This window comes from Streptococcus sp. NLN76 (assembly GCF_015686645.1).
Taxonomy (GTDB): Bacteria; Bacillota; Bacilli; order Lactobacillales; family Streptococcaceae; genus Streptococcus.
In genome coordinates, this window is record NZ_JADPMS010000105.1 from 1 (window position 1) to 740 (window position 740).

1 protein-coding gene is annotated in these 740 nt (G+C 42.7%); it reads left to right on the forward strand.

Annotation, left to right across the window (positions count from 1 at the left end):
* Nucleotides 1-278: 278 nt before the first annotated feature.
* Entirely contained in the window at nucleotides 279-443 is a 165-nt protein-coding gene (locus tag I1A59_RS09475; RefSeq protein WP_348769644.1) for a heavy metal-associated domain-containing protein, read from the forward strand.
* Nucleotides 444-740 lie beyond the last annotated feature (297 nt).

Below are 740 nucleotides of genomic sequence, written 5' to 3' on the forward strand. Positions count from 1 at the left end.
TCAATACACGACGTTCAACGTCCAACATACTTTGAAAAAATTCTAACTAAAACAGGTGTCTTGCCAGTTTGAGCTACGGCATTAAATGCCAAAATCTAGTACGACTTAACAAGACACTACTACTTTAACATAAAGAAAAAGTAGTGAGAAAATCTTCCGTCGAAGGTTTCCTCACTACTAATCTTAGTATGTTTAGAATCAATAAGATCTGAAAATCTTAAAACGTGACACAAATGAAACAAACTGTTCAACTTGCAGGACTATCCTGCTAAAATTGCGTGAAACATACTACAGTAGCCTTCTCAAAATTGGCAGGAGTGGAGTCAGTTACGATTGATTTGGATCAACATCTAGCCCAAGTGACAACCAATACAGCCTACCAGGTTCAAGATTACCAAGAAGTTCTTGGTCCCTTGCCTTACAAGGTAGAATCTGTCCTTTAATGCAAAACGCCGTTTCCCCCAAAAAAGGACCGGCGTTTTCGGTACGACGGGCATGTCGTACATCTGAGGTGTAAGTCCTCTGTGGGCACCTGCTACCGGTGAACTCAATAGCGACTCCCAAGCCTGACTATCGTGAGGTAGCGGGGAGAGGAAGGGATAGCGAAATCGTAGCTCTACGAACAGAAACGTGATAGTAAGGCGTATATGGAGGATAAGGGGGCCGGAAACTCTAAAGTCCAAGAAGGTAGTCGTAACCTATATGCGTAAATCACGAGAGTAAACGAGGAAAGATGTACG